We start from the raw sequence: 25,705 nt of genomic DNA on the forward strand, positions 1-25,705 counted from the left end.
GATGAACACTGCTACCAAGAACCCGGTGTATCGCCGTCGCCTGCTGGCGCACCGCATCGGCATCACGCTGTCGGTGTGCGCGATGGGCATCGGTCTGGCCTTCCTGGCCTGGATTCTGTTCACGCTGCTGTACAACGGCCTGGGCGGCCTGTCGGCCACGCTGTTCACGGCTGACACGCCAGCCCCGGGCACGCCTGGCGGCGGCTTGCGCAACGCCATTCTCGGCAGCGTGATGATGGTCGGCCTGTCGACGCTGATCAGCACGCCGGTGGGCATCCTGGCCGGTATTTATCTGGCTGAATACGGCGAGAACAACAAGTTCGCGCAAGTCACGCGCTTCGTGACCGACATCATGCTGTCGGCCCCGTCGATCGTGATCGGCCTGTTCGTGTACGCGATCTACGTCGCCAAGGTCCAGCACTTTTCGGGCTATGCCGGCACGATCGCACTGTCGCTGATCGCCATCCCGGTCGTCGTGCGCACTACTGACAACATGCTGCGCCTGGTACCACCCAGCCTGCTCGAAGCAGCCTATGCGCTGGGTGCGCCGCACTGGAAAGTGGCCCTGACCGTGCGCCTGCGCGCCGTGAAGGCTGGCGTCGTCACCGGCGTGCTGCTGGCCGTGGCCCGCGTCACGGGTGAAACCGCGCCGCTGCTGTTCACCGCGCTGAACAACCAGTTCTACAGCCACGACATGAATGCGCCGCTGGCGAACCTGCCGGTGGTGATCTACACCTACGCCATGAGCCCGTATGACGACTGGCGCTCGCTGGCCTGGGCCGGTGCATTGCTGGTGACCACGACCGTGTTGCTGCTGAACATTCTGTCGCGTACGCTGTTCAGCCAAAAAACCCCGAATTAATTCACTCTGATAAACGATAAAGTGATGAACCAAGCCATGCTCAATACGACTCCGACCCCGGCTGCGGCCAAAGCCAAGACGATCGAAATCGAAGGCCTGAACTTCTTTTACGGTAAAACGCAGAGTCTGAAGAATGTCAGCCTCGACATCCACGCCAAGCAGGTGACGGCCTTTATCGGCCCGTCGGGCTGCGGCAAGTCGACGCTGCTGCGCACCCTCAACCGGATGTACGACCTGTACCCGGGCCAGCGCGCCGAAGGCAAGATCATGTACCGCGGCGGCAATATCCTCGACGCAGGCGTTGACGTGAACATGCTGCGTGCCAAGGTCGGCATGGTGTTCCAGAAGCCGACCCCGTTCCCGATGTCGATCTACGACAACATCGCGTTTGGCGTGCGCCTGTACGAGAACCTGTCGAAAGGCGAGATGGACGAGCGCGTCGAGTGGGCACTGAAAAAGGCAGCGCTGTGGGAAGAAGCCAAGGACAAGCTGTCCAAGAGCGGCCTGTCGCTGTCGGGCGGCCAGCAGCAGCGCCTGTGCATCGCGCGCGGCGTGGCAGTCAAGCCCGACGTGCTGCTGCTCGATGAGCCGACCTCGGCGCTGGACCCGATTTCGACCGCCAAGATCGAAGAGCTGATCAGCGAACTGAAGCAGGATTACACGATCACGATCGTGACCCACAATATGCAGCAGGCCGCGCGCTGCTCCGACTACACCGCCTATATGTACCTGGGCGAGCTGGTCGAATTCGGCGAGACCGACCAGATCTTCATGAAGCCGGCGCGCAAGGAAACGCAAGACTATATTACCGGCCGTTTCGGTTGATTGAACAGGCTGAGACTTTATCGGCCGGCCCACTTGGTCCGGCTTCACAAGAATATTGACGGAGAGTTTGTATGACAGGCGAGCATTCATCCAAGCAGTACGACCAGGAACTCGAAGGGATTCGTTCCCAGGTCTTGCTGATGGGCGGCATGGTGGAAACCCAGTTCGAAGAAGCGCTGGAATGCTTCCGCATCGGCGACATCGCGCGCGCCGAGCGCGTGATGGCCGAAGACCAGGCCGTCAACCAGCTTGAAGTCGCGCTGGACGACGCCTGCAGCCACCTGATCGTGAAACGCCAGCCGACCGCGAACGACCTGCGCACCGTGATGGCCACCATCAAGGTGATCACCGACCTCGAGCGGATCGGCGACGAAGCGACCAAGGTTGCGCGCACGGCGAAAAGCCTGCACGAGCGGGGCGCGACGGGCTTTGCCCATTTCGACATGATCCGCACGATCGCCAAGGCGACGTCCGAACTGCTGCACGATTCGCTCGACGCGTTCGCGCGCCTGGACGGCAAGCAGGCCTTGCAGATCATCGCGGGCGACGAAGTGGTCGACCACGAGTTCCGCGTCATCCTGCGCACGATGGTCACGTTCATGATGGAAGACCCGCGCACGATTTCGTCGGCGCTCGACACGCTGTGGGTGGCCAAGGCCATCGAGCGTATCGGCGACCATGCCAAGAACATCGCCGAATACGTGATCTACGTGGTCGAAGGCCGCGACATCCGCCACAGCAAGCCGACGCTCGGCGAGCCGCCGGTACTGTGAGCATGGCCGACACCACCTCCGTCCTCGTGGTCGAGGACGAGCCGGCGATCGTTGAACTGGTGACCTATTCGCTGCGCGAAGCGGGCTGGGAAATCCGCACGGCCGATACGGCGGCCGGCGCCTGGGACAGCATCAGCCGGGGCAAGCCCGACCTGCTGCTGCTGGACTGGATGCTGCCCGACCAGAGCGGCTTGCGCTTGCTGTCGCGCCTGCGCGCCGACCGCGACTTCCAGGAGCTGCCGGTGATCATGCTGACCGCCAAGAGCATGGAAGAAGACAAGCTGGCGGGGCTGAACAGCGGCGCCGACGACTACATCACCAAGCCGTTCTCGCCACGCGAACTGCTGGCCCGTTCGCGCGCGCTGCTGCGCCGCAAGAGCCCGCACCTGGCCGAAGCGCCGCTGCGTGCCGGCAGCGTGACGCTCGATCCGAACAGCTGCACCGTGACGGTCGAGAACCAGCAGATCGACATCGGCAACGCCGAGTACAAGCTGCTCAAGTACCTGCTGGCGCACCGCGAGCGCGTGTTTTCGCGCGCCCAGTTGCTCGACAAGGTGTGGGGCGACCATGCGGTGATCGAAGAGCGCACGGTCGACGTGCATGTGCTGCGGCTGCGCAAGGCGCTGAAATCGGCCGATGGCCTGATCCGCACGGTGCGCAGCGTCGGCTACATGCTGTCCGAAAAATAGTCTGTGTCGAAGGACGCGATGAATCCCAAGTTGCTGTTCTGGGTCCCGGCGCTGTTGCGCCTGGGGCTGTTGTTTGCCTTTGCGGGCCTCGTCTGGTGGTGGATGGGGCTGGTGGCCGGGCTGTCGCTGGCGCTGGCCGCCACCGTCACGGCCATCATCGTCCAGCTGTCGTACCTGCAGAAGCTGGGCGAATGGCTCGAGCATCCGCAAGAGACGCGCCTGCCGGATGGCTGGGGCGCCTGGACGGAAGCGTTCGCGCGCCTGTACCACCTGCGGCGCGACGACAAGAAGCACCAGGCTGAACTCACGGAATGGCTGGCCCGCTTCCGCCAGGCGATGCACCTGCTGCCGGAAGGCGTCGCGATCATGGACGACGTGCTGTTCCTGGAGTGGTGCAACCCGGCGCTCGAGCGCCATCTGGGCCTGACAATGGAGCGTGACAAGGGCTTGCGCGTGACCAATCTGGTGCGCCATCCCGATTTCATAGACTACATCATCCTGGGCCGCTACGAGCAGCCGCTGACGCTGGCGTTCAGGGGCCGCAAGATCGAATGCCGCATCATCCCGTTCGAGAACCGGCGCCAGATCCTGGTCACGCACGACGCGACCGACACCGAGCGGATCGAAGCGATGCGGCGCGACTTCATTGCCAATGCATCGCACGAGCTGAGGACGCCGCTGACGGTGATTGTTGGCTTCCTGGAAATCGCGATGGCCGACCCTGGCCTGGACGTCACCACGCGCACGGCGCACCTGAGCCTGATGACCGAGCAGGCGCAGCGCATGCAGCGGCTGATCCAGGACATGCTGACCCTGTCGCGGCTGGAGTCGGACGAATTTCCGCTCAAGCGTGAGCGGGTGGATATCAAGCTTCTGGTCGAATCGATCGCCGCCGAAGCGCGCGCGCTGTCGGGCGGCCGGCACACGATCGAGGTGGCAGTCGACGGCCCGGACGTGATGGGCAGCATGGAAGAGCTGCGCAGTGCCTTTGCCAACCTGGCGTCGAACGCCGTACGCTACTCGCCCAACGGCGGCACGATCCGCCTGGCCTGGTCACGCGGCCCCGACGCGCTGGCGTTTGCGGTAACCGACTGCGGCATCGGCATCGACCCGGAACACATCCCGCGCCTGACGGAGCGTTTCTACCGCGTGGACAAGAGCCGCTCGCGCGAAACGCAGGGCACGGGCCTGGGCCTGGCCATCGTCAAGCACGTGCTGCTGCGCCACGGCGGCAAGCTGACGATCACGTCACAACCCGGCAAAGGCAGCACCTTCGCCGCCACGCTCCCGAACACATCCCTGCCAGCGTAACCCTCCGCCCCCAAAAGCAATTGCCCTACAATTGGGGTCAGAGTCGAATTGTTTGATAACTTTGTGACATGCCGGGGAGATCTTCCGGTTGATCACAAATCGCACGGAAACGTTTGTTTGGGACAATGAGGGTCAGAGTCGAATTAATGAGCAACTTCGAAAGTTGTCAAACAATTCGACTCTGACCCTCATTGTTTTTTGGGCGTTTTAGTGAGAAGAACAATTGATTTTGAATAGAACGATGGGCGCAGGCAAACAAAGGCTTCGTTCAATAGATAGAGCGACATTTTTCGGTGATTTTGACCCCAAAAACATGAGGGTCAGAGTCGAATTAATGAGCAACTTCGAAAGTTGTCAAACAATTCGACTCTGACCCTAATTGTCTTTTGGGCAAGCTGAAGCGAGGAAATTGAGGGTCGGCAAAACTTCGTGGTGCGAGTGGGAAATTGCCCAATAATTCGACTCTGACCCTAATTGTTCCTGATGTTAGGGTAGCAGGAGGAGGGCGGTGGTCAGGGCGGCTGCTGGGATGCCGATCCAGGCGCCTTGGGCGACTTTGCGGGGGGCGTATTGGAGCATGGCGGCGACGGTCCAGGCGGCGACCGACAGGACGCCGCACCACAGCACCGGGCCGACGTGCCAGCCGCGGGCGGCGATGCAGGCGGCGAAGGAGAGCGCCAGACCCAGCCAGGCCAATGTCCGCATGCGCATCCTGAGCGCCGGCGCCGGCTCTTTGCCGCGGCCGTGCAGGTCGGCGTAGTGGCGGTCCATCACGATGCCTTTGGCGGCGAATGCGCTGAAGGCGAGGGAAACACTGCTGAGAGATAGCATGCTCATACGGGCTCCATGGTCGAGGTCGATCCGGCGTCAGCCGCCGTCTGCTTTTTCGCTGCTTTCTTTTTGGCTTTGTGCCCCAGCCACCAGGCGGCCCAGCCGAGCAATGCGCCCAGCACCAGAACGACGATGTCGAACGCCGCCACCGGCCGCAGCCCCGGGCCGCCGAACAGCGACACACCCAGGTGCGAATCGGTCGTGAACACGTTCAGCACAGGGATGCCCGCCAACAGCACCGCGCCCACCGTTAGCTGGAAACGCCACATCGCGCGTGTCGGCCGGATCTGGGCGAGGAGGGCGGCGGCGCCCCAGGCGATGAAGAACCAGTTGGCTTCGGCGCTGGCGCGTTGGGCCATGTCCACCGGCAGCAGGCGGTTGGCCCAGAAGAAGGCGGCAAACGCGATCGGCAGGCCGGCAATGGCGCCGATGTTCAGTGCGTCGACCAGGCGCACGCCGAAGCCGACGCGTCCGCCACTGGCCACGACCTTGGCGTACGACTGGCGCTCCCGCACGCCCCACAGCAGCGCGCCGGTGGCGACCATCGCGCTGCCGGCCAGGCCGCACACGAAGAACAGCGCGCGTAGCAGCGGATCGGCAAAGTGCGCCAGGTGCATGCCGTAGATCGCGGCGCGCGTGGCCAGCGTCGTGCTCAACTGGGGCGTTTGCGACACCAGGGCGCCACTGACGCCATCAAACGTCATCGCCGGCTCAAGATTCGACAACTGCTGGCCCGACGGGCGATACAGTTCCACGCGCGCGGCTGCATCGTTCGGATGGCTGATCGCCACGCGCGATGGCGTCACGCCCCACGCCCGCTCGGCCTGTTGCAGCATCGGCCCGATGTCGGCCAGCGGCGCGGCGATGTCCGCCGGCTTGCCGCGCTCGACGTTCCCGAACACGTCGCTGAACATCGTGTTCTGCTCATCCCCGTACAGCGCCTTGGTGGGCGCGGGCATGTAGATGAACATCAGCGTCACGATGCCCGTATACGTGATCATCAGGTGAAACGGCAGTGCCAGCACGGCCGTCGCGTTGTGCGCGTCCAGCCACGAACGCTGGCCCTTCTTTGGCCGGAACGTGAAGAAGTCCTTGAAGATGCGCTTGTGCGTGATCACGCCGCTGATGATCGCCACCAGCATGAACATCGCGCCAATGCCGACGATCCAGCGGCCCCAGATCGCCGGCATGTAGTGCAGGTCGAAGTGCAGGCGGTACAGGAAGTCCCCACCACGGGTGTCGCGCGGTTTGGCCGTTGGCAGGCCTGTCGTCGGGTCGAGCGTGACATTCTGGTCGCGCAGCGCATTGCGGCGCTCTGCGCGCGACATGTCTTTTTTCGGCGGATTCTGCCAGGCAGCCTGGATCAGCGGATTGCGCTCGTCGGGAAGGTCGATCGTCCAGCGCGTCGCGCCCGGTGCGCGCTCCTGCAACGTGCGCACGGCCAGTTGCGCCGACTGCGCCGGGGAGAGCGTGGCCGGCGCGGCGGCTGCCGCGTGCAGCTCGGGCTTCATCCAGAACGTGATCTCGTGCCGGTAATACGCCGCCGTGCCGGCCATGAACACCAGCAGCAGCAGCCAGCACACGAGCAGGCCAGCCCACGTATGCACCCATGCCATCGATTGCCGCAAGCCGTCCTTCATGCCGTTCCTCCGACCAGCCACAAAATCATCCACAGCTTCGCGCACATCACAGCCACCCCGACGCAGGCGTGCAGCGCGCTGCGCGTGGCAAAGACCCACAGGATCACGCAGGGATAGATGACGAACGCCAGCAGCGTGGCGATGGTGACGGCATCGGCGCGTGGCAGCGGCAGCGCCAGCGCAATCAGTGCGCCGGCAAGCGCCGCGAGCACGTAGCCGCCGCCGATCGCGGCCACCGCGCGGGCGGTGACGCCGCCACGGTAGCGCCAGGTGGTCGTGGTCATGAGCCCGGGCCTTTCTTCAGACGTCGGATGGCGTCACTGGATACACGGTCAGCCGGATCAGTGATCGGCGCTTGGGGCCATGGCCGGACCAGCCGGGACGGCTGCGATGCCCTTTGGCTGCACGACGCTCAGCGACGTGGTGTAGCTCGACGTTGCATATTGCAGGCCGGCGCGCTCGCCCGCCGTCTTGTCGGTGTGCTCGGTCTCCAGCACATACAGGCCTTTCCATGGCATGTCGAACTTGACGACGCCGCTGTCATCCGACTCCGCTTCTTTCGCCCAGCCGCTCTGGACGATGGCATTGACCTTCGCTTTCGGCAGCGGCTGGCCCTTGTAGAACACCTTGAATTCGCCGGTCTTGCCGGTCGGGACGAGGTCGAGCGTCAGTTTCGGCTGCTGCGCAGCGAAGCTGGTGGCCATGCGCGCGGCCGGCACCCAGATGTGGTTCAGCTTCTTGCCGTTCTCATCTGTTTCCCAGCTCGGGTAGGCATTGTCCTGAGCAACGAGCGCGTCACCCGCCGCCGGCGTGGCGCCGCTGACCAAATAACCCTTGGCCGTCTTGTCCAGCTTGAGCGTGCGTTCGCCCTTGGCGCCCAGCAGCATCGCGCTCGGGGCGCCGAACTTGTCGAGCAGGCCCGGCGTGGTTTCGCGCTGGTTCAGGGCAAACTCGCCAAATTGCAGCTTGACCGCCTTGCCGTCCTGCTCGAACCAGATTTGGTGGGCCTGTGCGGCAGGCGCTGCGACCAGCATGGCGACGAGGGAGGAGAGCAGAATCTTGTTCATGGTGAGCGCTTTGTGGTTATTGATCGGATCAGACGGGCAGTAATGCGACAGGAATTATAATGCGAATCATTCTCATTTCAAAACATTTTTGCAACTGCTCCGAGCGGACCGAATAACCAGCTTGCCGTCGTGCCCGCCGGGGCATGCCATCAAGAACGCGCCGATGTACAATCGTGCCTCGTTCTTATCGGCCTCCTCTATGCTCTCTCGACGTACTTCCTTCGTGGCCTGCGCCGCGCTGTTGCTGGCAGCCTGCGGCAGCACCCCGACCCCGGCTCCCGTCACTCCCGTTGCCGCCCCCAAGGCAGCGCCATTGCCTCCCAAGAAAATCCGTATCGGCTTGGCCCTCGGTGGCGGCGCCGCGCGCGGGTTCGCCCACATCGGCGTCATCAAGGCGCTCGAAGCCCAGGGCATCTACCCGGAAATCGTCGTCGGCACCAGCGCCGGCTCGGTCGTCGGCGCGCTGTATGCGTCGGGCGTGAACGGCTTCGCGCTGCAAAAGACGGCCATGACCATGGACGAGGCCACCATCTCGGACTGGGCGTTGCCGCTGTTCAGCAAATCGACGGGCCTGCTCAAGGGCGAAGCGCTGCAGAGCTATGTGAACAAGGCCGTCAACAACGTACCGATCGAGAAGCTGAAGCTGCGCTTCGGCGCCGTGGCGACCGACCTGAAAACGGGCCAGCCGATCCTGTTCAGCCGCGGCAATACCGGCATGGCCGTGCGTGCGTCGTCGTCAGTCCCGAGCGTGTTCCAGCCAGTCGTCATCGGCAACAAGAGCTATGTCGATGGCGGCCTGGTCGCACCGGTGCCGGTGCGCTACGTGCGCGACATGGGCGCCGATTTCATCATCGCGGTCAATATCTCGAGCGCGACCGAGGGCGCAGCCACGGCCAGTTCGCTCGACGTGCTGATGCAGACCTTCTCGATCATGGGTCAGCGCCTGAATCACTTCGAGCTCAAGGATGCCGACGTCGTCATCACGCCGGCACTGGGCAATATGGGCTCGAGCGATTTCGGTGGCCGCAACCTGGCCATCCTGGCGGGCGAGCAGGCCGCCGCCGCCGTCATGCCGCAAATCAAGGCCAAACTGAAACTCAAACAGCAAGTTCCCTGAGAAAGCCCACGATGAACACCAAACCTTACCTGACCCTGGCGGACGCCAAACAGATCGGCGCTGCTGCCGAAGCCGAAGCCCTCGCCAACGGCTGGGCCGTGTCGATCGCCATCGTCGACGATGGCGGCCACCTGCTGTGGCAGCAACGCCTGGACGGCGCGCCGCCAATCTCGTCCCACATCGCACCGAGCAAGGCCAACACGGCCGCACTTGGCCGCCGCGAGTCGAAGGTGTATGAGGACGTGATCAATGGTGGCCGCATGTCGTTCCTCAGCGCGCCGAAGCTCGAAGGCATGCTCGAGGGCGGCGTGCCCGTCATCGTCGATGGCCACGTGATCGGCGCCGTCGGTGTCTCGGGCGTGAAATCGAACGAGGATGTACAAATCGCCAAAGCCGGTATCGCCGCCTTGGACGCGGCGTAAATCGAGCGTGCGGGCGCGTGATTTTTGCATCATCAGCGCCCGTATTTGCTGCAACGCCGCATTGCCGAATGCCGCTGCACGCGCTATAATTCGGAAGTTTATCTAATTCAAACTTCGCCGTAGCGCATACCCACCAACCCTCATTCAACATGACCTCCAACACCCGGCGCAAGCAGTGCAGCGGGGTTAGCTGGATGTCGGTCTGACGTGGCGCAGCTACGGCAACTTTTACGGGAGTTGCCCTTGCCGCCATTCTTTTCCGGCCCCTCTGTTCCGGCCATTCTGGCCCTTGCCGACGGGACCATCTTCAAAGGTTATTCCATCGGCGCCGTCGGTCACACGACCGGCGAAGTGGTGTTCAACACCGCCATGACCGGCTACCAGGAAATCCTTACCGACCCGAGCTATTCGCGTCAGATCGTCACGCTGACCTACCCGCACATCGGTAACTATGGCGTCAACACGACCGACGTGGAAGCATCGAAAGTGCACGCCGCGGGCCTCATCATTCGCGACCTGCCGCTGCTGGCCTCCAACTTCCGCTCGACGCAGTCGCTCGGCGACTACCTGAAGGCCGAGAACGTCGTCGCGATTGCCGGCATCGACACCCGCAAGCTCACCCGCATCCTGCGCGAGAAGGGCGCCCAGGCCGGCGCGATCCTCACCGCTGCGCAAGGCGCCGAGCCATCGACTGCGCAAGCGCTCGAACTGGCGCGCTCGTTCCCGGGCCTGGCTGGCATGGACCTGGCCAAGGTCGTCTCGGTGAAGAACGCGTACGAATTCACCGAAACCGAATGGAAGCTGGGCGAAGGCTTCGGCAAGCAGACCAATCCCCAGTACCATGTGGTCGCCTTCGACTACGGCGTCAAGCGCAACATCCTGCGCATGCTGGCCGAGCGCGGTTGCAAGGTCACCGTGCTGCCGGCGCAGTCCACTGCCGCCGATGCGCTGGCGCTGAACCCGGACGGTATCTTCCTGGCCAACGGCCCGGGCGACCCGGAACCATGCGACTACGCCATCGCCGCCTCGCGCGAGCTGATCGAAAAAGGCATCCCGACCTTCGGCATCTGCCTCGGTCACCAGATCATGGCGCTGGCCTCCGGCGCCAAGACCATGAAGATGAAGTTCGGCCACCACGGCGCCAACCACCCGGTGCAGGACCTCGATTCCAAGAAGGTGTTGATCACGTCGCAGAACCACGGCTTTGCGGTCGATCCGACCACCTTGCCGGCAAACTGCCGCGTCACGCACGTGTCGCTGTTCGACGGCTCGCTGCAGGGTTTCGAGCGTACCGACAAACCGGCGTTCTGCTTCCAGGGTCACCCGGAAGCCTCGCCTGGGCCGACCGACGTCGCCTACCTGTTTGACCGCTTCATCGGCCTGATGCAAGCAGCGGAGAAAAAATAATATGCCAAAACGTAGTGATATCAAAAGCATCCTGATCATCGGCGCCGGCCCGATCGTCATCGGCCAGGCCGTCGAATTCGACTACTCCGGCGCGCAAGCCTGCAAGGCCCTGCGCGAAGAGGGTTACAAGGTCATCCTGGTGAACTCGAACCCGGCCACGATCATGACCGACCCGGAAACGGCGGATGTGACGTACATCGAGCCGATCACCTGGAAGGTCGTCGAGCGCATCATCGAGAAAGAGCGTCCGGACGCGATCCTGCCGACGATGGGCGGCCAGACTGCGCTCAACTGCGCGCTCGACCTGCACCGCCATGGCGTGCTCGAAAAATACAACGTCGAGCTGATCGGCGCGACGCCGGAAGCGATCGACAAGGCCGAAGACCGCCTGAAGTTCAAGAACGCGATGACCAAGATCGGCCTGGGTTCGGCGCGTTCGGGCGTGGCGCACACGATGGAAGAATCGTGGGTCGTGCAACGTGAGATGGGCTTCCCGACCATCATCCGTCCATCGTTCACGATGGGCGGCAGCGGCGGCGGCATTGCTTACAACGAAGAAGAATTCGAAGCGATCTGCAAGCGCGGCCTGGAAGCCTCGCCAACCTCGGAGCTCCTGATCGAAGAGTCGCTGCTCGGTTGGAAAGAGTACGAGATGGAAGTCGTGCGCGACAAGAACGACAACTGCATCATCATCTGCTCGATCGAGAACCTCGATCCGATGGGCGTGCACACGGGCGACTCGATCACCGTCGCACCGGCGCAGACCCTGACCGACAAGGAATACCAGATCCTGCGCAACGCGTCGATCGACGTGCTGCGTGAAATCGGCGTCGACACGGGCGGCTCGAACGTGCAGTTCGCGATCAACCCGAAAGACGGCCGCATGATCGTCATCGAGATGAACCCGCGCGTTTCGCGTTCGTCGGCGCTGGCCTCGAAAGCCACCGGCTTCCCGATCGCCAAGGTCGCAGCCAAGCTGGCCGTGGGCTACACGCTCGACGAGCTGCGCAACGACATCACGGGCGGCGCCACGCCGGCCTCGTTCGAACCGTCGATCGACTACGTCGTTGTGAAAATCCCGCGCTTCACGTTCGAGAAATTCCCGACCGCCGACAAGCACCTGACCACGCAGATGAAATCGGTGGGCGAAGTGATGGCCATGGGCCGCACCTTCCAGGAATCGTTCCAGAAAGCGCTGCGCGGTTTGGAAGTCGGCGTCGATGGCCTGAACGAAAAAACGCGCGACCGCGAAAAGATCGAAGAAGAGCTGGGCGAGCCTGGTCCGGACCGCATCTGGTATGTGGGCGATGCGTTTGCCCAGGGCTTCACGCTCGAGGAAGTGCACAACCTGACCAAGATCGATCCGTGGTTCCTCGTGCAGATCAAGGAAATCGTCGACATCGAGCTGTGGCTCGAAACGCAGACGTTGGAAAGCCTGGACAAGCCGCTGCTGTACAAGCTCAAGCAAAAAGGCTTTGCTGACCGTCGCCTGGCATTCCTGCTGAAAGTGAAGCCGGAAGAAGTCCGCGCGCGCCGCCATGCGCTGAACATCCGTCCGGTCTACAAGCGCGTCGACACCTGCGCGGCCGAGTTTTCGACCGACACCGCGTACATGTACTCGACGTACGACGAAGAGTGCGAGTCGAACCCGACCGACAAGAAGAAGATCATGGTGCTGGGCGGTGGCCCGAACCGCATTGGCCAGGGCATCGAGTTCGACTACTGCTGCGTCCACGCGGCCCTCGCGATGCGCGAAGACGGCTACGAGACCATCATGGTCAACTGCAATCCAGAGACGGTTTCGACCGACTACGACACGTCGGATCGCCTGTACTTCGAGTCGCTGACGCTGGAAGACGTGCTGGAAATCGTCGAGCTCGAAAAGCCGGTCGGCGTCATCGTGCAATACGGCGGCCAGACCCCGTTGAAACTGGCGCTGGACCTGGAAGCGAACGGCGTGCCGATCATCGGCACCTCGCCGGACATGATCGACGCCGCCGAAGACCGCGAGCGTTTCCAGCAGCTGCTGCAAGAGCTGGGCCTGCGCCAGCCGCCAAACCGCACCGCCCGCACCGAAGCCGACGCGCTGGCGCTGGCCGAAGAAATCGGGTATCCGCTGGTCGTGCGTCCATCGTACGTGCTGGGTGGCCGCGCGATGGAAATCGTCCATGAGCAGCGTGACCTCGAGCGCTACATGCGCGAAGCGGTCAAGGTCTCGCACGATTCGCCGGTGCTGCTCGACCGCTTCCTGAACGACGCCATCGAAGTCGACGTCGACTGCATCTCGGACGGCGAAGCCACCTTCATCGGCGGCGTGATGGAACACATCGAACAGGCTGGCGTGCACTCGGGCGACTCGGCCTGCTCGCTGCCACCGTACTCGCTGACACAAGCGACGATCGATGAGCTCAAGCGCCAGACCTCGCTGATGGCCAAGGCCCTGAACGTGGTTGGCCTGATGAACGTGCAGTTCGCGATCCAGCAGAAGGAAGAAAACGGCCAAACAGTTGATACTGTTTTTGTGCTGGAAGTAAACCCACGTGCGTCGCGTACCGTGCCGTTCGTGTCGAAAGCCACCGGCCTGCAGCTGGCGAAGATCGCCGCGCGCTGCATGGTTGGCCAGACGCTGGCGCAGCAGGGCATCACGAAGGAAGTGATCCCGCCATTCTTCAGCGTGAAGGAAGTCGTGTTCCCGTTCGTGAAATTCCCGGGCGTCGACACCATCCTGGGCCCCGAGATGAAATCGACCGGCGAAGTGATGGGCGTAGGCATGACCTTCGGCGAAGCCTTCGTCAAGTCGCAGCTGGCAGCCGGCATCAAGCTGCCGCGTTCGGGCACCGTGTTCCTGTCGGTGAAGTCGTCCGACAAGCCGCGCGCAACGAGCGTGGCACGTGACCTGGTGGCGCTGGGCTTCGACCTGGTCGCAACCAAGGGCACGGCCGCCGTGATCGCGGCCGCCGGGATTCCGGTGCGCGCCGTGAACAAGGTGCTGGAAGGCCGTCCGCACGTCGTCGACATGATCAAGAACCGCGAAATCGTCATGGTCGTCAACACCGTCGAAGAAAAGCGCAGTGCCATCGTCGACTCGCGCGCGATCCGTACGTCGGCACTGGCCGCCCACGTGGTGACCTACACGACGATCGCCGGCGCCGAAGCGGCCATCGAGGGCATGCCGCATATCGACGAACTGCGTGTGTATGATTTACAAGGTCTGCATAAAACCTTAAACTAAGCAGACGCAGTACCCGTCACACTGGAAGTCCAGTCAACCACAGAGCTCGCGCGGCCTTGGCGCCGCGTGCCTCTGTGGTTTTCGCTTTCTTGTCGCGTTGGTACTATCCGCCCCGGCGGACCCGTCAAACAAACCAAGCAGAGAACCATGACCACACCACTGACCAAATTCGGCGCAGAACTCCTGAAAGAAGAGCTGCACCAGCTCAAGACGAAGGAACGCCGCAGCGTGATCGACGCGATCGCCGAAGCGCGTTCGCATGGCGACCTGTCCGAGAACGCCGAATACGATGCCGCCAAGGAGCGTCAGGCGTTCGTCGAAGGCCGTATCGCCGAGCTGGAAAGCAAGCTGAGCACCTCGCAGGTGATCGATCCGACCACGCTCGACGCCGAAGGCCGCGTGGTGTTCGCCGCCACCGTCGACCTGGAAGACCTCGATTCGAGCCAGAAGGTCACGTACCAGATCGTCGGCATGGATGAAGCCGACCTCAAGATGAACAAGGTCTCGATCACGTCGCCAATCGCGCGCGCGCTGATCGGCAAATACGCCGGCGACGTCGTTGAAGTGCAGGCGCCGTCCGGCCCGCGCGAATACGAAATCCTGGAAGTTCGCTACATCTGATGGACAGCGGCGCGCAGGGGCTCGCAGCAGGTCAGGCACCAGGCCGGGCAGGGCGCCTGCCCGCGGCGCGCCTGCTGGTGGCGGCGCTGTGGACCGGCAGCCTGTGGGCGCTGGGCTATATCGCCGCGCCGGCGGCGTTCAAGGTGCTCGGCAGCGGGCAGGCCGGCGATCTGGTGGCCGTGCTGCTCACGCGCCAGGCGTGGCTGTCGATCGGCTGTGCGGTCGTACTGGCGCTGTTGCTGTGGCGCTCGACCGACCTCGCCCCGCAGAGCCGGCGCTTTCTCGGCTGGCTCGTGATCGCGATGCTGGCGTGCGCGCTGGTGATTTTCGTGGGCTTGCAGCCCGGAATGGCGCATTTGCGCGCACTGGCCGGTGAGGCCGGGGTGCGTGCGTCGCCGTACTGGACGCAGTTTGCGGTCATGCATGGGGTGTCGCAAGTGTTCCACATGATCCAGAGTGTACTGGGGGCATGGTTACTGTTGAAGTTGCGGTAATTTGACCCTGGCTTCTGTTTGAGTGCAGCGTCTCGCCGTCACCGGTTGAACGCGTGATGGTGCGGACGTAAAAAAACCGGGTTGCCCCGGTTTTTTTACTTGTTCAGCGAGCTCTTCTTGGAGCTGGTCTGACGCGGCTTGGCACGCTTGATGTTGCCGCCTGCCGTCACGCGCTCGTTACCCTTGAGCATGACCTTGGTGACGCTCGGCTTCTTGGTGCCGCTGGCGCTGGCCTTGACGATCGTGACTTCGCGCATGCCCGGGCCGGCCTTGCTGCTGCGTTCCTTGGCCGTCTCGACCTTCGGACGGTACAGCACCAGCAGCTTGCCGATGTGCTGGACCTGGGCCGCTTGGAGGTCGGCGCTGATCTTGTCGTACATGGCAACGCGCGCTTCGCGGTCGTCACCGAACACGCGCACCTTGATCAGGCCGTGCGAGTCGAGGCTGTTGGCGACTTCCTTCATCACGGATTCGGTCAGGCCGTCGGCGCCGATCATGACAACAGGATTGAGCCCGTGGGCTTCTGCGCGCAGAGCACTGCGCTCGGCCGGAGTGAGTTTAAGCATAATAAATTTTTGATGGACCTATAAAAGCAGTATTCTACGCGAATGGCCAAGAACAAATTAAACAAAAACTGGTTACACGACCATATTAACGATCCCTATGTCAAACTCGCGCAAAAAGAGGGCTACCGCGCCCGTGCCGCCTACAAACTGAAAGAAATCGACGAGGCCGAGAAACTCATCAAGTCGGGCAATGTTGTTGTCGACCTTGGCTGCACACCAGGCAGCTGGGCCCAGTACACGCGGCGCAAGCTGGCCGGCAAGGACGGCGGCGGCATTCACGGCACCATCATCGGTCTGGATATTTTGCCAATGGAACCGGTCGCCGATGTTCAATATATCCAGGGCGACTTCCGCGAAGAAGACGTGCTGACGCAGCTCGACGTCGTGCTGGCCGATCGCAAGGTCGACGTGGTGCTGTCGGACATGGCGCCGAACCTGTCGGGTATCGGCCACGCCGACGCCGCGCGCATGGAACATCTGATCGATCTGGCAATCGAATTCTCGCAGGCGCATCTGAAGCCGGGCGGCGCGCTGCTGGTGAAGTGTTTCAAGGACATGGGTTTTACCCAGATTCTGGAGAAATTCCGCCTCGAGTTTACGACCGTGAAGCAAATCAAACCGAAGGCCAGCCGCGATAAATCGTCCGAGATTTTCCTGCTGGGCAGGGGTCTGAAAAATCCGAGTGTGTAATTGGCGTGTGGTGACAGATCGCCCCTTGAAATTCAGCCGCGCGGCCACCACATCTGCCGCGTGATCCCTTGTATTGCGACTGCGTTTCGGGCGGTCGGCAATGTCGGGAATGAATAAGACAGTCATTCGATGGTATTTCGACACTACGGCTGGAGTTGCGTGGCAGCGTTGGCCTATTGCGGGTAAAATCAGAATACTGAAATCGGTAGAGATGCGTACGCATCGGAGGAGTGCTCGTGAATAATATGTTTTCCAAATCCGCCATCTGGGTGGTCGTCGCGCTGCTGTTGTTCATGCTGTTCAAGCAGTTTGACACCCACAGCGTCGCTGGCGGCAGCAAGACCATCGCTTATTCCGAGTTGCTCGATGAAGTGAAGTCGCGCCGCATCAAGGAAGTCCTGATCGAGGGCACCAACATCACCGCCACGCGCGCTGATGACACCAAGGTGCGCGCGACCGCCACCGGTCTCGACCGTGGCCTGATCGGCGACCTGCGCGAATACGGCGTGCGCTTCGATGTCAAGCCACCAGAAGAGCCTTCGTTCCTGCAACAGGTCTTCATCTCGTGGTTCCCGATGCTTTTGCTGATCGGCGTGTGGGTATTCTTCATGCGTCAGATGCAGGGTGGCGGCAAGGGCGGCGCGTTCTCCTTCGGCAAGTCGAAGGCACGCATGCTTGACGAAACCAACAACACCGTGACGTTCTCGGACGTCGCCGGTTGCGATGAAGCCAAAGAAGAAGTTTCCGAGATCGTCGACTTCCTGCGCGATCCAACCAAGTTCCAGAAACTGGGCGGCCGTATCCCGCGCGGCGTGCTGATGGTCGGTCCTCCGGGTACCGGTAAGACGCTGCTGGCCCGCGCCATTGCCGGCGAAGCCAAAGTGCCGTTCTTCTCGATTTCGGGTTCCGACTTTGTCGAGATGTTCGTCGGCGTCGGTGCCAGCCGTGTCCGTGACATGTTCGAAAATGCTAAAAAGCATTCGCCTTGCATCATCTTCATTGACGAGATCGACGCTGTCGGTCGTCACCGCGGCGCTGGCATGGGTGGCGGCAACGACGAGCGCGAACAGACGCTGAACCAGCTGCTGGTCGAGATGGATGGCTTCGAAGCACAATCGGGCGTGATCGTCATCGCTGCGACCAACCGCGCCGACGTGCTCGATAAAGCGCTGCTGCGTCCGGGCCGTTTCGACCGCCAGGTGATGGTGGGCCTGCCGGACATCCGTGGCCGTGAACAGATCCTGAACGTGCACATGCGCAAAGTGCCAATCGGCACCGACGTCAAGTCCGACATCCTGGCCCGCGGTACGCCTGGTTTCTCGGGCGCTGATCTGGCGAACCTGGTCAATGAAGCGGCGCTGTTTGCAGCCCGCCGCAGCAAGCGTCTGGTCGAAATGATCGATTTCGAAGATGCGAAAGACAAGATCTTCATGGGTCCGGAACGCAAGTCGATGGTCATCCGCGAGGAAGAGCGCCGCAACACGGCCTACCATGAGTCGGGCCACGCGGTGATCGCCAAGCTGTTGCCAAAGGCTGATCCAGTGCACAAGGTCACGATCATGCCACGCGGTTATGCGCTTGGCCTGACCTGGCAGCTGCCTGAGCACGACGCACTGTCTGGCTACAAAGACAAGATGCTCGAAGAAATCTCGATCCTGTTCGGTGGCCGGATTGCCGAAGAGATTTTTGTGGGCCAGATGTCCACCGGCGCATCGAATGACTTCTCGCGTGCTACCAAGCTGGCGCGTTCGATGGTGACCCGCTTCGGCATGTCCGACAGCATGGGCGTGATGGTCTACGAAGACAGCGAGAACGAAGGCTTCTTCGGCGGCGCCACCAAGACCATTTCGGAAGCGACCCAGCAAAAGGTGGACGCCGAGATCCGCGCGATCCTCGACACGCAGTACGCCCTGGCGCGTCGCCTGCTGGAAGAAAACCGCGACAAGGTCGAGATGATGACGAAGGCGCTGCTCGACTGGGAAACCATCGATGCAGACCAGATCAACGACATCATGGCTGGCCAGGAGCCACGCAAGCCGACGACGGTGCTGACCAAGCGCACGCCGCCAGGCGACAGCGGCCCTGGTGGTGTGGCACCAAACGCCACCGCACCAGCCTGACGCTCGCGCTACCCCACGAAGGCACCCGCAAGGGTGCCTTTTTTCATGATGGCGCCCGCTTGCTGCTTTGACTTACTGAGCAGCCTGCAGCGCCCGCACTACTGACACCATGAACAAGACACTCCAATGCGGGCAGTTCAGCTTCGCGCTCGATGGCGCCGCGTTCCTCGAGCCCGTCGTGATGGGCATTCTGAACATCACGCCGGATTCGTTTTCCGACGGCGGTCGCTATCAGGGCCTGGAATTCGCGCTGACGCACGCCGAAGCCATGATCCGCGATGGCGCCACGATGATCGACATCGGCGGTGAGTCAACCCGCCCTGGCTCGCCTGGCGTGCCCCTCGATGAAGAACTGCGCCGGGTGATGCCGACGCTGTACGCCCTGCGCACGCTGGACGTCGCGCTGTCGGTCGATACGACCAAGCCTGACGTGATGCGCGAAGCGCTGATCGCCGGCGCCGACATGATCAACGACGTCAACGGCTTTCGCACACCGGGCGCACTGGAAGCGGTGCAGGACAGCGACTGCGGCCTGTGCGTGATGCACATGCAAGCCACGCCAGCCACGATGCAGCAGGCGCCCCAGTATGATGACGTCGTGGGTGACGTGATTGCGTTCCTTAAAGCACGGATTGACGCGATGACGGCGGCCGGCATCGAGCGCAGCCGCATCTGCGTCGACCCGGGCTTTGGCTTCGGCAAGACGGTCGAGCACAACTACGCGTTGCTGCGCGGCCTGGGCCGCATCCGGGATGAACTTGGCTTGCCGGTGCTGGCCGGCATGTCACGCAAATCGATGATCGGTGCCGTCACCGGCCGTCCGGTCGAGCAGCGCACCGCCGGTAGTGTCGGCGCGGCATTGGCTGCGGTAGCGCAGGGCGCTAGAATCGTGCGTGTGCATGATGTTGCGGAGACGGTCGATGCGCTGAAGGTATGGCACGCGGCCATGCATTCATAAAATTCGTTTCAATAAGAGAAAAGAGAACTAGATGGCACGGAAATATTTCGGCACCGATGGCATTCGCGGCCTCGTGGGCGCAGCACCAATCACCCCTGATTTCGTCATGCGTCTTGGCTACGCTGCCGGCACCGTGCTGGCAAAGGGCAAAAAATCGAGCAGCGGCCGGCCCGTCGTCCTGATCGGCAAGGACACGCGTATCTCGGGCTATATGCTCGAAGCAGCGCTGGAGTCTGGCTTCTCGGCTGCCGGCGTCGACGTCATGCTGGCCGGCCCGATGCCGACCCCGGCCATCGCTTACCTGACGCGCGCGCTGCGCCTGCAGGCCGGCGTCGTGATCTCCGCATCGCACAACCCGTTCCAGGACAATGGCATCAAGTTCTTCTCCGGCCATGGCACCAAGCTGCCAGACTCGGTCGAACTGGAAATCGAAGATGCAATCGACCAGCCGATGGGCTGCGTGTCGTCCGACAAGCTGGGCCGCGTATCGCGCCTGCGCGACGCTCAAGGCCGCTACATCGAATTCTGCAAGAGCACGTTCCCGAACGAGCTCGATCTGCGAGGCCTGAAGATCGTCGTCGACAGCGCCCATGGCGCGGCCTACAACATCGCCCCGCACGTGTTCCATGAACTGGGCGCCGAAGTTATTTCCATTGGCGCACAGCCAGACGGCTTCAACATCAATGCCGGCTTTGGCGCCACCGCGCCGCAAGCGCTGTCCGAAGCTGTCGTCGCCAACAAGGCCGACCTGGGCATCGCGCTCGACGGCGACGCCGACCGCCTGATCATGGTCGACGCCACCGGCCGCGTCTACAACGGCGACGAGCTCTTGTACGTGATGGTGCGCGACCGCATGAGCACCGGCCCCGTGGCCGGCGCCGTGGGCACCCTGATGACCAATATGGCGCTCGAAGTGGCGTTCAAGGAAATGGGCATCGGCTTTGCGCGCGCCAAGGTGGGCGACCGCTACGTGCTCGAAGTCATGAGGGAGCGTGGCTGGCTGTTCGGCGGAGAAGGTTCGGGCCACCTGCTGGCACTGGACAAGCACACCACTGGCGACGGCATCGTCTCGGCCCTGCAAGTGCTGTCGGCGCTGGTACGCGGCAACAAGTCGCTGGCCGAATGCTGCAACGAGCTGACGTTGTTCCCGCAAACCCTGATCAACAAGAAAGTCGCGCCGGGCTTCGACTGGACCGCCGATCCGGCGATGGTTGCCGAGAAGGAAGCGGTCGAGCGCGAGCTGGGCGACAACGGCCGCGTGCTGATCCGTGCATCGGGCACCGAGCCATTGATCCGGGTGATGGTCGAGGCGAAAGAGGCGGAACTTGCTGACAGCCTTGCACGCCGCATCGCGGCCAAGTTGTCGGCATAAATAGTGCGAGCGGTGCGCTGGAATTGAACCCACAAGGGCTGGCGCTTCGCGAATGATTGGCATATAATGTTGCCCACGGCGGAGTGTAGCGCAGCCCGGTAGCGCACCTGGTTTGGGACCAGGGGGTCCAAGGTTCGAATCCTTGTACTCCGACCAGCAAGATTCATCAAAACAGGCCGTCATCGACGGCCTGTTTTGTTTTCCGGTCTCATCGTTTTGCACCGCCCTTAGCTCAGTCGGATAGAGCAACAGCCTTCTAAGCTGTGGGTCGGGGGTTCGATTCCCTCAGGGCGGGCCAGATTTTCCTCATTATTTCAAAGCGTTAATCAGTCGCCATTGTTGATTGTTTCAGCAGTGCGCTACTCACTTCCTGACCAGTGTTGCTAACGGATTGCGAGCAACTGAGGCCAAAGATGCGGGTCAGCGGTTCACTGATCGCGTGGCAAACCACTTGTGTGATCCTCGTTCCCCATCACGTCACAATGAACTCATACCCAGCCTGCAGCGAGCCGACGACCTGCGCTTGGTTTTCCGCGCTTTCGCTAAATTGCACGACCAGGTCGGCCTTGGTAATCGCATTACGCTCCAGAGCGCCGAGCCAGTGCGCGAAGCCGGCGGCATCCGGCGCGCGGTCCAGCACGTTTGCGTAGAGCGCCGTGACGAGCGCTGCGTCCGTCGGCGCGGCGCCGTATTGGCTCTTGAATTCGGGCGAGTCGACGAATGCCTGCGCCACTGACCTCAACGACTGGCCCTGGCCCATTTGCCCGATCCAGTACCCCAGGCCGCCCGCGTCGGGCGTGCGATCAAATGCAGCCTGGTACAGGCGGTAAGCCTCGGCAGGAAAGCCCTGCGTTTCATACGAGATGAAGGCGCCATCGTCGAATGACAGGCGCTCGACGCTGCGCAGGATATCGGTGCCGTCGTAGCCGACCAGATCGGTCACGGTAATCGCGCCATCGCGCAGGCTGACGGTGTATTCGTTGCGTCGGCCTTCCAGCACGAAGGTATCGATGCCGGCGCCGCCATCGACGATGTCATTCGTGCGCGTGCCGTACAAGGTGTCGTGCGCGTCCGTGCCGATGATCCGGGTGGTTGCGGGCAAGCGGCTCTCGTACACGTTCACGCTGGCATAGGTGTCGTAATAATCCTGATCCCATGAGGCATTGATGTAGTACCAGCCGGTATAGGCCGCGGTGAACGCTGCGTAATCGTAGCCGTAGGCACCACTGCCGTCGTCTGCAGCAATCGCATTGCCGGCGTCGTCGTAGATGCGCAGCTGGAAGGGATCGTGGTAGCTGCCGCTTTGCACCGTGTAACCCATGCCGGCGGTGGCATGGAACACGAAGATATCGTCCTCGCCCGCATACGGATCGGTCGTGCTGTAGCGGGCGGTGCGGCCGTAGAACTGGCCGAGTTCGGGGTCCCGCACGGGGTCGAGGTCGAGGCGCCAGGCCCAGTTCATTTCCGACCGGGTCAGGTCATCCAGAAAATCCAGCGTGGGGTAGGCGGACATGGCAGGCCTCGGGCATTGGGATGTCCGATTATAGGCTGGGCCACATCCGCCAATCCGCCGACATGGTTACGCTTTGTAAGCGCGCTGCGGTGCGGTCGTCACGCGGCGGCCGGGAACGGCTCGGTGCCGTCACCCCAGGCCGCCAGCGCGCGGCGTAGCAGGCGACGCTCGCGGTGATCGATCATCTGGTCGGCCCTGACGATCTCGAGCATGCCCTTGAGCACCAGCGCGCGCAGCGCCGGATCCTGCACTTCGTCCAGCAGCGCGTCGATCGTCGCCGGTTCGATTTCGACCATGCCGGCAGCGTGGTTCGTGCTGTGGGCCAGCAGATCCTGGGTCAGCTCGCCGGCGGCATCGTCGAACGTGTCTTCGCTCACGCCCAATACCTCGAGTACGCCGCTGCGGTGCAGCGTCTTGAGCTCCTGGGGCGCCAGGCGGCCGTCGGCGATCATCGCCAGGGCCAGCAGGCGGCTCATGGCCTTGGGACTGTCGGTTGAGTAATTTCTCATTGCTTCCTCGCTTCATGTGAACTGAGTCACCAATATACGGTTGCGCAATGCTAAAGTAAAATCGAATAATCTTTAGCAATTCTCAATATTTTTGGTGGTAACGGCGAATGAACTACAAGCACCTGCAGTACTTTCATGCAGTCGCCACGGCTGGTAGCGTCGTGCGCGCGGCCGAGCAGTTGCACGTCTCGGCGCAAGCGATCAGCACGCAGTTGCAGTTGCTGGAAGACCAGTTTGGTGAGGAACTCCTGCGCAAGAAGGGGCGCGGGCTGGTGCTGACCGAAGCTGGCAAGACCGTCCTGCGCTATACGGACCAGATCTTCAGCCTCGGCAATGAACTGGAGCAGGCGGTGCGGCGTGGTTTGTTCACCGAGACCGAGACACTGCGGGTAGGCCTGTGCGATGTGATCGCCAAGACGATGGCCTTCCGGCTACTGCAACCTGCGCGCGATGCAGGGCTCGCCATGCACCTGGTCTGTCGCGAAGGGCGTTTTGGCGACCTGATGGAAGACCTCAGCGCGCACCGGCTCGACCTGCTGATCTCGGACCAGGGTTTGCCGCCCGGCGGCGCCGTGCGCGGCCACAGTCATCTGCTCGGATCGAGCACCGTGACGGTCGTGGCGCACCCCGACGTGTGCCAGCACTGGGCCGGCGAATTTCCGCAGCGCCTGAAAGGCGCGCCGTTCCTGATGCCGGGCCAGGGTGCGGCCCTGCACAGCCAGTTGATGGCCTGGCTCGAGGCGCAGGGCTTGCGCCCGATTGTTGTCGGCGAATTCGATGACGGGGCGCTCCTGGGCGCCTTTGCCGGCGCCGGTGCGGGCTTCATGGCGGCCCCGACCGTGCTTGCGGACGCATTGTGCGCGCAATACGGGCTAGCGCCGGTGGGGGTGATCGACGCCATTGTCGAGCAGGTCTATGCCGTGACCGTCGAGCGCCGGGTACATCATCCGGCGCTGCGGCGGATACTGGAACGGGCGCCGCAGGTGTTTGCCTGACAGCCGGCGGCGCTTGTCAGATGCGGTCGCTTTCCTTGCGCACGACACGGCCGATCACGATGCATTCGTCGCCCTGACACAGCTTGCGGTGGTAGGTGCGCTGGTCCGGGTTGTCGGAGGTGAGCCACCACTGGGCTGCCTCGCGCGCCAGTCGCTTGACGACGGCTTCGCCCTCAACATTGAACGCGAACACGGCGCCGGCAACTGGCTTGGTGTCGAGCGTGTTGATGACGACGATGTCGCCAGCGTACAGCGATGGCTCCATGCTTTCACCCTTGACGTAGATCGCAATCAGATGCGATGGACTGTACTGGTTGCGCTCCAGCCAGGTGCGGCGCATGCCGAGCGTGCCGCCATCGCGTGCTTCCGGTTCGGCCCGGTACCCGGTGATGCCGGCTGACAGGCGCAGCTTAACCATTGGAATGGGCACGAAGGCATCGTCATCGCCTTCGGCCACTACGCGCAATGCGTTGGGTAACCCGGTCAGTCCAGGCAGGCCGTGCAGGGCGCCGCTGTTATTTGCCGGGCCACCACCCAGCGGCGCGAGGATCTCGGCCGGAAGGCGGCAGCCGGTCACCCTGGAGATCGCCAGCAACTGTTTCAGGTTGGGACTGTGCTTTTCATTTTCCCAGTGCGAGATGTTGGCCTTGGTATGGCCGCGGTCGGTACCGAGTTCGAGCGCAAGACGGGCGCCCAGTGCCGTGCCCGACAAGCCGGCGGCGGTGCGCGCTTCTTTCACCCAGTTAGCAATCATTGTTTGAAGGTCCATATGCGTATGGTAAAGGAAATCTATACATTGAAGTATAGCTTTTCTTTACTGCTGTGGTATAGTTTTCCTATACTTTCATACATCGCATTGATGTGGCGCAGGGTAGGCGTGGGCTTGCCGGTGCAGGTACCGCCGCAAGCACAGGGGAGACACGATGATCATTGAAACATTGCAGCGTCTGATGGACGCCAACCTGGCCGGACTGGCCACCGACTTGACGCTGACAGATATCGGCGCGCTGATCGGCATGTTCAGCGCCTTGCTGAGCACCATCGGCAATTTGCTATATACATGGCGCAAGGATCGCCGCGAGCAGCGCGACAGCGATGCGGCATGGGCAAGGCGCCAAAAGGAACCTTGATGTCGTGCTGGTTGGCGTGCCTCGCTCGGTCCGGTGACCAGCCCGGCGCGGTAGAATAGCAATCCGCAAGCATATCGATCCCGGAGCAGTTCGCACATGGTTTTTCTCACCGTCCCCTACGCCGAAAAGGACGCCGCCAAGGCGCTCGGCGCCCGCTGGAATCCCACCCGTCGCCGCTGGTATGTGGCCGATGGTGTCGCCACTGAGCCGTTTGCCAAGTGGATTGATGCTGCTTCTGCGTCTGCATCCACCTCGGCATCTGCCTCAGCCGGCGGTGCAGCCAGGCCTGGCGCCAAGGCGGGTTCCGGGCGGGTGGACAGCTATCAAGGGAAGACGGTGGTTGGCGTGAATTACGTGGCGCTTGACCACGATTGCAATCCACTTGAAGAATGCCCGAGCTGCATGCAGACACTGGAAGGCACGCCATGGTGGCAGGCACGCACCAGCCTGGCAGCATTGGTTGGCGGCATGCCGGGCACGTCCAGTATTCGAACGCCCGGCAAGGCGGCGTGATCGCCATACGGCCGCGTTAACGCTAAGATGCAAGCCTGACAATACCTC

At 62.5% G+C, this 25,705-nt stretch carries 26 protein-coding genes and 2 tRNA genes; 20 read left to right on the forward strand and 8 right to left on the reverse strand.

Going from position 1 to position 25,705, the window contains the following annotated elements; all coding sequences use genetic code 11:
- Position 1: 1 nt before the first annotated feature.
- The 5 genes from pstA to phoR all read left to right on the forward strand — a co-directional run bounded on the left by pstA (position 2) and on the right by phoR (position 4,460).
- Positions 2-862, forward strand: a complete 861-nt coding sequence (gene pstA, locus AC1MGT_RS20350; protein WP_183551089.1) for a phosphate ABC transporter permease PstA — start codon at positions 2-4, stop codon at positions 860-862.
- A 36-nt stretch (positions 863-898) separates the two neighbouring features.
- Positions 899-1,687 (forward strand): phosphate ABC transporter ATP-binding protein PstB, encoded by a 789-nt coding sequence (gene pstB / locus AC1MGT_RS20355; RefSeq protein WP_258837575.1) that lies wholly within the window; start codon positions 899-901, stop codon positions 1,685-1,687.
- Between the two features lie 71 nt (positions 1,688-1,758).
- Positions 1,759-2,460 carry a phosphate signaling complex protein PhoU gene (gene phoU, locus AC1MGT_RS20360; protein ID WP_183551093.1) on the forward strand — a complete coding sequence of 234 codons (702 nt, stop codon included), beginning with the start codon at positions 1,759-1,761 and terminating at the stop codon, positions 2,458-2,460.
- Positions 2,461-2,462: 2 nt separating this feature from the next.
- The gene (locus AC1MGT_RS20365) at positions 2,463-3,149 is read left to right on the forward strand and encodes a response regulator (RefSeq protein WP_183551095.1); all 687 of its coding nucleotides are present in this window, start codon (positions 2,463-2,465) and stop codon (positions 3,147-3,149) included.
- 18 nt (positions 3,150-3,167) lie between these two features.
- The gene (phoR, locus tag AC1MGT_RS20370) at positions 3,168-4,460 is read left to right on the forward strand and encodes a phosphate regulon sensor histidine kinase PhoR (RefSeq protein ID WP_499501781.1); all 1,293 of its coding nucleotides are present in this window, start codon (positions 3,168-3,170) and stop codon (positions 4,458-4,460) included.
- 486 nt (positions 4,461-4,946) lie between these two features.
- Here the strand turns inward: phoR and AC1MGT_RS20375 are convergent, their stop codons facing one another.
- The 4 genes from AC1MGT_RS20375 to AC1MGT_RS20390 are packed head-to-tail and all read right to left on the reverse strand — an operon-like array spanning position 4,947 to position 7,998.
- On the reverse strand, positions 4,947-5,297 hold the full coding sequence (locus AC1MGT_RS20375; protein WP_499501782.1) for a DUF3325 domain-containing protein: 351 nt from the start codon (positions 5,295-5,297) through the stop codon (positions 4,947-4,949).
- Positions 5,294-6,931: a PepSY-associated TM helix domain-containing protein gene (locus AC1MGT_RS20380; RefSeq protein WP_499501783.1), complete on the reverse strand. Its 1,638-nt coding sequence runs from the start codon at positions 6,929-6,931 to the stop codon at positions 5,294-5,296. The genes AC1MGT_RS20375 and AC1MGT_RS20380 overlap by 4 nt, the downstream gene beginning before the upstream one ends.
- Positions 6,928-7,215, reverse strand: coding sequence for a DUF3649 domain-containing protein (locus AC1MGT_RS20385; RefSeq protein ID WP_332530035.1), 288 nt, complete (start codon positions 7,213-7,215; stop codon positions 6,928-6,930). The genes AC1MGT_RS20380 and AC1MGT_RS20385 overlap by 4 nt, the downstream gene beginning before the upstream one ends.
- Positions 7,216-7,272: 57 nt before the next feature.
- Complete coding sequence (locus AC1MGT_RS20390) at positions 7,273-7,998, reverse strand: DUF4198 domain-containing protein (protein ID WP_499501784.1); 726 nt, start codon at positions 7,996-7,998, stop codon at positions 7,273-7,275.
- 199 nt (positions 7,999-8,197) lie between these two features.
- On the opposite strand from AC1MGT_RS20390, the gene AC1MGT_RS20395 reads away from it, so the two are divergent.
- From AC1MGT_RS20395 to AC1MGT_RS20420, 6 genes are all read left to right on the forward strand, one after another.
- On the forward strand, positions 8,198-9,115 hold the full coding sequence (locus tag AC1MGT_RS20395) for a patatin-like phospholipase family protein (protein ID WP_499501786.1): 918 nt from the start codon (positions 8,198-8,200) through the stop codon (positions 9,113-9,115).
- 11 nt (positions 9,116-9,126) lie between these two features.
- Positions 9,127-9,537: a GlcG/HbpS family heme-binding protein gene (locus AC1MGT_RS20400; RefSeq protein WP_499501788.1), complete on the forward strand. Its 411-nt coding sequence runs from the start codon at positions 9,127-9,129 to the stop codon at positions 9,535-9,537.
- Positions 9,538-9,780: 243 nt separating this feature from the next.
- Positions 9,781-10,944 carry a glutamine-hydrolyzing carbamoyl-phosphate synthase small subunit gene (carA, locus tag AC1MGT_RS20405; RefSeq protein WP_258837584.1) on the forward strand — a complete coding sequence of 388 codons (1,164 nt, stop codon included), beginning with the start codon at positions 9,781-9,783 and terminating at the stop codon, positions 10,942-10,944.
- Position 10,945: 1 nt separating this feature from the next.
- A complete protein-coding gene (gene carB / locus AC1MGT_RS20410; RefSeq protein ID WP_499501790.1) occupies positions 10,946-14,176 on the forward strand; it encodes a carbamoyl-phosphate synthase large subunit in 3,231 nt (1,076 codons plus the stop codon).
- A gap of 147 nt (positions 14,177-14,323) precedes the next feature.
- Complete coding sequence (gene greA / locus AC1MGT_RS20415; RefSeq protein ID WP_183551119.1) at positions 14,324-14,797, forward strand: transcription elongation factor GreA; 474 nt, start codon at positions 14,324-14,326, stop codon at positions 14,795-14,797.
- Positions 14,797-15,291: a DUF4149 domain-containing protein gene (locus AC1MGT_RS20420; protein ID WP_499501792.1), complete on the forward strand. Its 495-nt coding sequence runs from the start codon at positions 14,797-14,799 to the stop codon at positions 15,289-15,291. The genes greA and AC1MGT_RS20420 overlap by 1 nt, the downstream gene beginning before the upstream one ends.
- A 95-nt stretch (positions 15,292-15,386) precedes the next feature.
- Here the strand turns inward: AC1MGT_RS20420 and yhbY are convergent, their stop codons facing one another.
- Positions 15,387-15,857 carry a ribosome assembly RNA-binding protein YhbY gene (yhbY, locus tag AC1MGT_RS20425; RefSeq protein WP_499501794.1) on the reverse strand — a complete coding sequence of 157 codons (471 nt, stop codon included), beginning with the start codon at positions 15,855-15,857 and terminating at the stop codon, positions 15,387-15,389.
- Positions 15,858-15,899: 42 nt separating this feature from the next.
- Here yhbY and AC1MGT_RS20430 point away from each other — a divergent pair, with 42 nt between their 5' ends.
- From AC1MGT_RS20430 to AC1MGT_RS20455, 6 genes are all read left to right on the forward strand, one after another.
- Positions 15,900-16,547 carry an RlmE family RNA methyltransferase gene (locus tag AC1MGT_RS20430; protein WP_499501795.1) on the forward strand — a complete coding sequence of 216 codons (648 nt, stop codon included), beginning with the start codon at positions 15,900-15,902 and terminating at the stop codon, positions 16,545-16,547.
- A gap of 236 nt (positions 16,548-16,783) precedes the next feature.
- Positions 16,784-18,667 carry an ATP-dependent zinc metalloprotease FtsH gene (gene ftsH / locus AC1MGT_RS20435; protein WP_258837589.1) on the forward strand — a complete coding sequence of 628 codons (1,884 nt, stop codon included), beginning with the start codon at positions 16,784-16,786 and terminating at the stop codon, positions 18,665-18,667.
- Between the two features lie 109 nt (positions 18,668-18,776).
- Complete coding sequence (gene folP, locus AC1MGT_RS20440; RefSeq protein ID WP_499501796.1) at positions 18,777-19,625, forward strand: dihydropteroate synthase; 849 nt, start codon at positions 18,777-18,779, stop codon at positions 19,623-19,625.
- 31 nt (positions 19,626-19,656) lie between these two features.
- A complete protein-coding gene (glmM, locus tag AC1MGT_RS20445; protein ID WP_499501797.1) occupies positions 19,657-20,997 on the forward strand; it encodes a phosphoglucosamine mutase in 1,341 nt (446 codons plus the stop codon).
- A gap of 79 nt (positions 20,998-21,076) precedes the next feature.
- Positions 21,077-21,153, forward strand: a tRNA-Pro gene (locus AC1MGT_RS20450).
- A gap of 65 nt (positions 21,154-21,218) precedes the next feature.
- Positions 21,219-21,295, forward strand: a tRNA-Arg gene (locus AC1MGT_RS20455).
- A gap of 174 nt (positions 21,296-21,469) precedes the next feature.
- Here the strand turns inward: AC1MGT_RS20455 and AC1MGT_RS20460 are convergent.
- Together AC1MGT_RS20460 and AC1MGT_RS20465 are read right to left on the reverse strand one after the other, a co-directional pair.
- Positions 21,470-22,510 (reverse strand): DUF4214 domain-containing protein, encoded by a 1,041-nt coding sequence (locus tag AC1MGT_RS20460; RefSeq protein WP_499501798.1) that lies wholly within the window; start codon positions 22,508-22,510, stop codon positions 21,470-21,472.
- A 98-nt stretch (positions 22,511-22,608) separates the two neighbouring features.
- A complete protein-coding gene (locus AC1MGT_RS20465) occupies positions 22,609-23,019 on the reverse strand; it encodes a tellurite resistance TerB family protein (protein WP_499501800.1) in 411 nt (136 codons plus the stop codon).
- Between the two features lie 107 nt (positions 23,020-23,126).
- On the opposite strand from AC1MGT_RS20465, the gene AC1MGT_RS20470 reads away from it, so the two are divergent.
- Positions 23,127-24,014: a LysR family transcriptional regulator gene (locus AC1MGT_RS20470; protein WP_499501801.1), complete on the forward strand. Its 888-nt coding sequence runs from the start codon at positions 23,127-23,129 to the stop codon at positions 24,012-24,014.
- A gap of 16 nt (positions 24,015-24,030) precedes the next feature.
- Here the strand turns inward: AC1MGT_RS20470 and AC1MGT_RS20475 are convergent, their stop codons facing one another.
- Positions 24,031-24,768, reverse strand: a complete 738-nt coding sequence (locus tag AC1MGT_RS20475) for a S24 family peptidase (protein WP_499501802.1) — start codon at positions 24,766-24,768, stop codon at positions 24,031-24,033.
- A gap of 169 nt (positions 24,769-24,937) precedes the next feature.
- On the opposite strand from AC1MGT_RS20475, the gene AC1MGT_RS20480 reads away from it, so the two are divergent.
- Both AC1MGT_RS20480 and AC1MGT_RS20485 read left to right on the forward strand, forming a co-directional pair.
- Positions 24,938-25,144, forward strand: a complete 207-nt coding sequence (locus AC1MGT_RS20480) for a hypothetical protein (protein WP_499501803.1) — start codon at positions 24,938-24,940, stop codon at positions 25,142-25,144.
- Between the two features lie 96 nt (positions 25,145-25,240).
- Complete coding sequence (locus tag AC1MGT_RS20485) at positions 25,241-25,657, forward strand: DUF5710 domain-containing protein (RefSeq protein ID WP_499501804.1); 417 nt, start codon at positions 25,241-25,243, stop codon at positions 25,655-25,657.
- Positions 25,658-25,705 lie beyond the last annotated feature (48 nt).

This window comes from Telluria sp. BA11 (assembly GCF_056680305.1).

Bases quoted from the DNA above. Each gene is read 5' to 3' on its own strand.
- folP (WP_499501796.1), top strand. From the start codon at position 18,777: ATGAACAAGACACTCCAATGCGGGCAGTTCAGCTTCGCGCTCGATGGC.
- phoR (WP_499501781.1), top strand. From the start codon at position 3,168: ATGAATCCCAAGTTGCTGTTCTGGGTCCCGGCGCTGTTGCGCCTGGGG.
- AC1MGT_RS20470 (WP_499501801.1), top strand. From the start codon at position 23,127: ATGAACTACAAGCACCTGCAGTACTTTCATGCAGTCGCCACGGCTGGT.
- phoU (WP_183551093.1), top strand. From the start codon at position 1,759: ATGACAGGCGAGCATTCATCCAAGCAGTACGACCAGGAACTCGAAGGG.
- AC1MGT_RS20480 (WP_499501803.1), top strand. From the start codon at position 24,938: ATGATCATTGAAACATTGCAGCGTCTGATGGACGCCAACCTGGCCGGA.
- AC1MGT_RS20485 (WP_499501804.1), top strand. From the start codon at position 25,241: ATGGTTTTTCTCACCGTCCCCTACGCCGAAAAGGACGCCGCCAAGGCG.
- AC1MGT_RS20475 (WP_499501802.1), bottom strand. From the start codon at position 24,768: ATGATTGCTAACTGGGTGAAAGAAGCGCGCACCGCCGCCGGCTTGTCG.
- AC1MGT_RS20460 (WP_499501798.1), bottom strand. From the start codon at position 22,510: ATGTCCGCCTACCCCACGCTGGATTTTCTGGATGACCTGACCCGGTCG.
- AC1MGT_RS20430 (WP_499501795.1), top strand. From the start codon at position 15,900: ATGGCCAAGAACAAATTAAACAAAAACTGGTTACACGACCATATTAAC.
- AC1MGT_RS20395 (WP_499501786.1), top strand. From the start codon at position 8,198: ATGCTCTCTCGACGTACTTCCTTCGTGGCCTGCGCCGCGCTGTTGCTG.
- AC1MGT_RS20420 (WP_499501792.1), top strand. From the start codon at position 14,797: ATGGACAGCGGCGCGCAGGGGCTCGCAGCAGGTCAGGCACCAGGCCGG.
- carB (WP_499501790.1), top strand. From the start codon at position 10,946: ATGCCAAAACGTAGTGATATCAAAAGCATCCTGATCATCGGCGCCGGC.
- greA (WP_183551119.1), top strand. From the start codon at position 14,324: ATGACCACACCACTGACCAAATTCGGCGCAGAACTCCTGAAAGAAGAG.
- AC1MGT_RS20385 (WP_332530035.1), bottom strand. From the start codon at position 7,215: ATGACCACGACCACCTGGCGCTACCGTGGCGGCGTCACCGCCCGCGCG.
- AC1MGT_RS20380 (WP_499501783.1), bottom strand. From the start codon at position 6,931: ATGAAGGACGGCTTGCGGCAATCGATGGCATGGGTGCATACGTGGGCT.
- yhbY (WP_499501794.1), bottom strand. From the start codon at position 15,857: ATGCTTAAACTCACTCCGGCCGAGCGCAGTGCTCTGCGCGCAGAAGCC.
- AC1MGT_RS20465 (WP_499501800.1), bottom strand. From the start codon at position 23,019: ATGAGAAATTACTCAACCGACAGTCCCAAGGCCATGAGCCGCCTGCTG.
- glmM (WP_499501797.1), top strand. From the start codon at position 19,657: ATGGCACGGAAATATTTCGGCACCGATGGCATTCGCGGCCTCGTGGGC.
- AC1MGT_RS20375 (WP_499501782.1), bottom strand. From the start codon at position 5,297: ATGAGCATGCTATCTCTCAGCAGTGTTTCCCTCGCCTTCAGCGCATTC.
- pstB (WP_258837575.1), top strand. From the start codon at position 899: ATGCTCAATACGACTCCGACCCCGGCTGCGGCCAAAGCCAAGACGATC.
- AC1MGT_RS20390 (WP_499501784.1), bottom strand. From the start codon at position 7,998: ATGAACAAGATTCTGCTCTCCTCCCTCGTCGCCATGCTGGTCGCAGCG.
- AC1MGT_RS20400 (WP_499501788.1), top strand. From the start codon at position 9,127: ATGAACACCAAACCTTACCTGACCCTGGCGGACGCCAAACAGATCGGC.
- pstA (WP_183551089.1), top strand. From the start codon at position 2: ATGAACACTGCTACCAAGAACCCGGTGTATCGCCGTCGCCTGCTGGCG.
- AC1MGT_RS20365 (WP_183551095.1), top strand. From the start codon at position 2,463: ATGGCCGACACCACCTCCGTCCTCGTGGTCGAGGACGAGCCGGCGATC.